The organism is Streptomyces sp. NPDC001634 (assembly GCF_040298185.1).
GTDB lineage: Bacteria > Actinomycetota > Actinomycetes > Streptomycetales > Streptomycetaceae > Streptomyces.
The window spans coordinates 70,279-76,796 of sequence record NZ_JBEOZU010000046.1; the positions used below are offsets into that span (position 1 = coordinate 70,279).

The 6,518-nt window shown below is 73.4% G+C and carries 5 protein-coding genes and 1 pseudogene; all 6 read left to right on the top strand.

The window, feature by feature from the left end:
• Window positions 1-6 precede the first annotated feature (6 nt).
• The 6 genes and pseudogenes from ABT186_RS28030 to ABT186_RS28055 all read left to right on the top strand — a co-directional run bounded on the left by ABT186_RS28030 (window position 7) and on the right by ABT186_RS28055 (window position 6,427).
• Window positions 7-2,010: a prolyl oligopeptidase family serine peptidase gene (locus ABT186_RS28030; protein ID WP_351927390.1), complete on the top strand. Its 2,004-nt coding sequence runs from the start codon at window positions 7-9 to the stop codon at window positions 2,008-2,010.
• Window positions 2,007-2,930: a S66 peptidase family protein gene (locus tag ABT186_RS28035; RefSeq protein ID WP_351231730.1), complete on the top strand. Its 924-nt coding sequence runs from the start codon at window positions 2,007-2,009 to the stop codon at window positions 2,928-2,930. Before ABT186_RS28030 ends, ABT186_RS28035 begins: the two co-directional genes overlap by 4 nt.
• A gap of 92 nt (window positions 2,931-3,022) precedes the next feature.
• Complete coding sequence (locus ABT186_RS28040; protein ID WP_351231732.1) at window positions 3,023-3,277, top strand: LapA family protein; 255 nt, start codon at window positions 3,023-3,025, stop codon at window positions 3,275-3,277.
• Window positions 3,278-3,301: 24 nt separating this feature from the next.
• Complete coding sequence (locus ABT186_RS28045; RefSeq protein WP_351231734.1) at window positions 3,302-3,847, top strand: GNAT family N-acetyltransferase; 546 nt, start codon at window positions 3,302-3,304, stop codon at window positions 3,845-3,847.
• Between the two features lie 5 nt (window positions 3,848-3,852).
• A pseudogene (locus tag ABT186_RS48050) lies at window positions 3,853-4,416 on the top strand (arginase family protein).
• Window positions 4,417-4,456: 40 nt separating this feature from the next.
• Window positions 4,457-6,427, top strand: a complete 1,971-nt coding sequence (locus ABT186_RS28055; protein WP_351927396.1) for a DUF5107 domain-containing protein — start codon at window positions 4,457-4,459, stop codon at window positions 6,425-6,427.
• Window positions 6,428-6,518 lie beyond the last annotated feature (91 nt).

A 6,518-nucleotide genomic window follows, 5' to 3' on the forward strand; every position in this document is an offset into this window, starting at 1 on the left:
TGGGGGATGGTGCAGACCCTGCCTTACGGGGCATGGCCCTCGCCCATCGACGCGGCGCTCGCCGCCGCGCACGACGGGCAGCCGGAGTGGGTGGGCTTCGTCGGCGACGAGGTGTGGTGGACCGAGCCGCGCCCCGCCGAGGGCGGCCGCCGCACGCTCGTACGACGCACGGCGGACGGCAAGGAGGAGCCGGTCCTGCCCGCACCGTGGAACGTCCGCAGCCGGGTCATGGAGTACGGCGGCCTTCCCTGGGCCGGGGTGATGCGCCCCGAGGGGCCGCTGGTGGTGTTCGCGCACTTCGCGGACCAGCGGCTGTACGCGTACGAGCCCGCTGACCCGGGCGGCGCGCCGCGCGCGCTCACCCCGCTCTCGCCGGTGGGCGGCGGACTGCGCTGGGTCGACCCCGTGCTGCACCTGAAGCGCGGCGAGGTGTGGTGCGTCCTGGAGGAGTTCACCGGCGAAGGGCCGACGGACGTCCGCCGGGTGGCCGCCGCCGTGCCGCTGGACGGTTCGGCGGCCGAGGACCGGGACGCCGTGCGCGAGCTCACCGACGCCCGCCACCGCTTCCTCACCGGGCCCCGGCTCTCGCCGGACGGGCGGCGCGCCGCCTGGATCGCCTGGGACCATCCCCGTATGCCGTGGGACGGCACCGAGCTGATCGTCGCCGAGGTGACCGGCGACGGGACGCTCCGCACCCCGCGAACCGTCGCCGGCGGCCCCGACGAGTCGATCGCCCAGGCCGAGTGGGCGCCCGACGGATCCCTCCTCTACGTCAGTGACCGCACCGGCTGGTGGAACCTGTACCGGGACGGCGTCCTTCCCCCACCCTTCGGGCGGGGGGACCCCCCTCTCGCTTCGCTCGCCCCCCGCGAGGAGGAGTTCGGCGGCCCGCTGTGGAAGGCCGGGCAGCGCTGGTTCGCTCCCCTGGACAACGGGATGGTCGCCGTCGTGCACGGCCGGGGCGCGGGCGGGCTCGGGATCCTCGCCCCGGACAGCGGCGAGATCACCGACACGGCCGGACCCTGGACCGAGTTCGCCGCGACGCTCGCCGTGCGCGGCAGCCGGGTCGTCGGCGTGGGCGCGAGTCCGCACAGCGCGTACGAGGTCGTCGAACTCGACTCCGGCACCGGCGTGGCCCGGGTGATCGGCGCCGCGCACCGCGATCCGGTGGACCCCGCGTACTACCCCGAGCCGAAGATCCGCACCTTCTCCGGCCCGGGGGGCCGCGAGATCCACGCGCACATCCATCCCCCGCATCACCCCGGCCATGTCGCGCCCGGCGACGAGCTGCCCCCGTACGTCGTATGGGCGCACGGCGGGCCCACCGACCGGGCGGCGCTCGTCCTGGACCTGCGGATCGCCTACTTCACCTCGCGCGGCATCGGAGTCGCCGAGGTCGACTACGGCGGCTCGACCGGGTACGGACGCGAGTACCGCAACCGGCTGCGCGAGCAGTGGGGCGTCGTCGACGTCGAGGACTGCGCGGCCGTCGCCCTCGCTCTCGCCGAGGAGGGCACCGCCGACCGCGACCGGCTCGCCATCCGCGGCGGCAGCGCGGGCGGCTGGACGGCGGCCGTGTCCCTGACCACGACCGACGTGTACGCCTGCGGCACGATCATCTACCCGGTCCTCGACCTGGTGAGCTGGGGCACGGGGGAGACCCACGACTTCGAGTCGCGGTATCTGGAGACCCTCGTCGGTCCCTACTCCGAGGTGCCCCGCCGGTACACCGAGCGCTCGCCTGTGGAGCATGCCGACGGGATCACCGCGCCCTTCCTGCTGCTGCAGGGCCTCGACGACACCATCTGCCCGCCCGCGCAGTGCGAGCGGTTCCTGGCCCGGCTGAAGGGGCGGCGGATCCCGCATGCCTACCTCGCCTTCGAGGGCGAGGGGCACGGATTCCGGCGGGCTGAGACCATGGTGGGAGCCCTGGAGGCCGAGTTGGCCCTGTACGCGCAGGTCTTCGGGCTGAACCAGCCCGGCATACCCACACTGGAGCTCATCAAGTGACACCCCTGGTCCGGCCGGCCCGACTCGCACCCGGCGCCCGCGTGGCCGTCGTCGCGCCCAGCGGGCCCGTACGCGAGGAGCGGCTCGCGGCCGGGCTCGACATCCTGCGCGGCTGGGACCTGGACCCCGTCGTGGCCCCGCACGTCCTCGACCGGCACCCCGGCTTCCCCTACCTCGCGGGCAGCGACGCCGACCGGGCCGCCGACTTCCAGGCCGCGTGGTGCGACCCGGACGTGTCCGCGGTGCTGTGCGCCCGCGGCGGATACGGGGCGCAGCGCATGATCGACCTGCTCGACTGGGACGCGCTGCGGGCCGCCGGGCCCAAGGTGTTCGTCGGCTTCAGCGACATCACCGCGCTCCACGAGGCGTTCGCGGCCCGCCTGGGCCTGGTCACGCTGCACGGGCCGATGGTGTCGGCCGTCGACTTCCTCAAGAACGCGCGGGCACAGGACCATCTGCGGGCGACGCTGTTCGAGCCGGAGTCCGTGCAGACCATCACCTCCGGGGGCGTCCCGCTCGTACCCGGTCGCGCCCGCGGGGTCACCCTGGGCGGCTGCCTGAGCATGCTCGTGTCCGAGCTCGGCACACCGCACGCCCGCGCCGGGGCCCGGGACGGACTGCTGCTGATCGAGGACGTCGGCGAGGAGGCGTACCGGATCGACCGGATCCTCACCCAGCTGCTGCGCTCCGGCTGGCTCGACGGGGTCGCCGGGATCGCGCTCGGGTCGTGGGAACGGTGCGGGCCGTACGAGCTGCTGCGCGCGGTCCTCACCGACCGGCTCGGCGGGCTCGGGGTGCCGGTCGTCGAGGAGTTCGGATTCGGCCACGGCGAGGGCGCGCTGACGATCCCGTTCGGCGTGGGGGCCGAACTGGACGCGGACCGGGGGACGCTGACGCTGGACGTGCCGGCGCTGGTGTAGCCCGCGTGGGCCAGGGCGCACCAGGCAGGACACTCACCCGTATGGCCCCCACCGGCCGGGCGGAGCCGCTGGTCGCCGTTCATCGTGGTGGTATGAGCCCGAAGACCTCCCGGAGGGCCGGGACGAGCGGCGGGATGCACCAGGGACGGCAGCACTGGCTGACGCCCCGGAGGGTCGCCTTTGTGGTGCTGGCCGCGCTGCTGCTGGTCCTCGTCTTCGAGAACACCCAGAAGACCCAGATCCGGCTGGTGGTCCCCCTGGTGACCATGCCGCTGTGGCTGGCGCTGCTGGCCACCGGGGTGATCGGGGCGCTGTGCGGGGCGCTGTTCCTGAGTCGGCGCGGGTGACCCCGGGTCACGTACTGTGGCGGCGTGCCCGAGAATCCTGGATATCTCGCCGAAGGCCCCCGCGTGGGCATACGCCACTTCACACTCGACGACGGCCCCGAGTTCACGGCCCGGGCCCGGGAGAGCAAGGACCTGCACCATCCGTGGCTGTACCCGCCGACCAGCGCCCAGGCCTACGCCGCCTACGCGGGCCGGCTCATCGAGGACCCGACGAAGGCCGGGTTCCTGGTGTGCGAGAAGGACACCGGGGCCATCGCCGGGTACATCAACATCAACAACATCGTCGAGGGCGGCTTTCTGTGCGGGGCCCTCGGGTACGGCGCCTTCGCCCATGCCGCCGGCCGCGGGCTGATGGCAGAGGCCCTCGGCCTCGTGGTGCGGTATGCGTTCGGACCCATGGGATTGCACCGACTGGAGATCAACGTGCAGCCCCAGAACGCCGCCTCGATCGCCCTCGCCCGGCGCTGCGGCTTCCGCCTCGAGGGCTTCTCACCGGACATGATCTACATCGACGGCGCCTGGCGGGACCATGAACGCTGGGCCATCACCGCCGAGATGGTCGCGCGGTGAGCCGCATGCGCACGCTCGTCGTCCTGGACGCCCCCTCCAACCTGAGCCTGCGGCCATCCGCTCCCGGCACCGTGCCCGGCTGCCACAAGCTCGCCGGAGCCCTGCGCGAGCAGCGCGGCGTGCAGCGTCCGGGTGCTCAGGAGGGCGGTGTGGTCATGCCGCCGCGCTACGACCGCGGGGACTGCTCCATCCAGCTCGGCGCCTCGCCGGCGTTGCGCCGCATCGGGCGGTAGGGACTGGTAGCCGACGGGGGTACCTCCCACGGGACGCATTCGAGGAGGACCGGGCCGAGCTCGCCGCCCTGAACATCCTGGTGTCACCGTCGGCGACCTGCGCGTGGGGTGGGACGCCCTCGCCCGGGCCGCCGCGCAGGCCTTCAAGGTTCCCCAACTCCTGGGCCACTGGGCGCACTTGGATGCCGACGCCCTCGACCCGTCCGTGATGCCCGCCGTCGACAGAGCCGACCCCGACAGACTCCTTCCTGACGAACTCGCCGCGCTGCTAGGGCCGTTGCCACCGCCGGTGCGCCTCTGGCGGACGTCGTCGTGTCCGCCTTTGCGGAATCCTGACCGGCACGGCCCCTGGGCAGCTCGTCGGCTGCCGGGTTCCATGGTGATCGTGACGACGATCCGACGTGACGTGGTGACGCTGCCCGCCGTGGCGCTGGGGCCCGACAACCCGCTGCCCCCGCTGCGGCCCCTCGACGAGGTGCACCGTATCGACGACCGGGACAAGGAGGACCTGCCGCGCGGCATGGCCCGGCAGGCCGGCTACGGGCCCCTGCACAGCCTGCTGCCCGTGCGCGTCCGGGACGGCTACGGCAGAACACGGGAACCCCGGGACATCGCCGCCCTCGTGATCGAGAACGACCGGCTGCGCGTCACCGTCCTCCCCGGCCTCGGCGGACGGATCGCGTCGCTGTTCCACAAGCCGTCCGGCCGCGAACTCCTGTACTGCAACCCGGTGTTCCAGCCCGCCTGCTTCGCGCTCAACGGCGCCTGGTTCTCCGGCGGCATCGAGTGGAACATCGGTGCCACGGGCCACACCACCCTCTCCTGCTCGCCCCTGCACGCGGCCCGGGTCATCGCGCCGGACGGCGGCGGGATGCTGCGGCTGTGGGAGTGGGAGCGGTTGCGCGACCTGCCCTTCCAGGTCGACCTCTGGCTGCCGGAGGGATCCGACTTCCTGTACGTCGGCGTCCGCGTCCGCAATCCGCACGAGAAGCCCACGCCCGTGTACTGGTGGTCCAACATCGCGGTGCCCGAGGAGTGCCGCGTCCTCGCCCCGGCGGACGAGGCATGGCAGTTCGCATACGAAAGGCGATTGCAGCGGGTGCCGGTGCCCTCGTACGACGGTGCGGACCGTACGTACCCCCTGAACAGCACCCACCCCGCCGACTACTTCTACGAGGTGCCCGACGGGCGGCGCCGCTGGATCGCCGCGCTCGGAGAGGACGGACACGGGCTGGTGCAGACGTCGACCGACGTGCTGCGCGGGCGGAAACTGTTCGTGTGGGGCACGGGCACCGGTGGGCGCCGCTGGCAGGAGTGGCTCACCGCACCGGGCACCGGCGGCTACTGCGAGATCCAGGCCGGGCTCGCCCGCACCCAGCTGGAGCACGTACGGCTGGACGCCGAGAGCGAGGTGTCGTGGTTGGAGGCGTACGGGCCGCTGAACGCGGAACGGGAGGGGGAGTGGGCCGCCGTCCTGCGCCGAACCGAGGCACTGCTCGAGGCCGTCCTGCCGCGCGCCGAGGTCGACGCCGCGTACGAGGCGTGGAAACCGTACGCCGATGCCGAACCCGGTGAGACGCTCGCCGTCGGCTCCGGCTGGGGCGCGCTCGAAGTGCTGCGCACCGGCCAGAAGCTGCCGGGCACACCGTTCGACGAGTCCACGCTCGGTGCCGAGCAGGCGCCGTGGCAGGAGCTGCTGCGGACCGGTTCCTTCCCCGAGCCGCGGCGGGTCGGGCCGCCCGGTGAGACACTCGTGGCGCCGCACTGGCGGGACATGCTGGAGACCGCGCCCGCACGGCCGCTGACGGAGTACCACTTGGGCGTAGCACAGTGGCATGCGGGCGATCGGGCGCAGGCGGTGCGCAGTTGGGAGCGCGCCCTCGAACTTGCCCCGTCCTTGTGGCCGTTGCTGCGCTGCCTCGCCGTGGCCGACCAGGAAGCGGGTCACCGCCGGCGCGCCGCCGACCGCTATGCCGAGGCCTTCGACGATCTGTGCCGGGAGCGGCGCGACGACGGGGAGAGCTGGACGGCCGCCACGGCGGCGCTCGGCAGCGAGGCGATCGAGGCGCTGCTTGCCGTCGGCCGCGCCGCGGACGCGCGCGCCGTGTGGCAACGGCTGCACCCCATGACACGTGAACGCGGGCGTTTCCGGCTGATCGAGGCCCGGCTGCTGGTGGAGGAGGGGGACCGGGAGGAGGCGCGGGCCGTCTTCGACGCGGGGTTCGAGGTCGCCGACCTGCGGGAGGGGGCGGAGACGATCGGTGACCTGTGGGCCCGTATCACCGACGAGCCGCTGCCGGCCCGCTATGACTTCCGGATGCGGCCGAGGGACGACGACGGGAACTAGGCCCTGTCGTCAAACTCCCTCCCCCAGCCTTCGGCCGGGAGGTGCCCCCAGCCCCGCGACGCCATGCACGCTCCCCCAAGCTCTTCGAGCA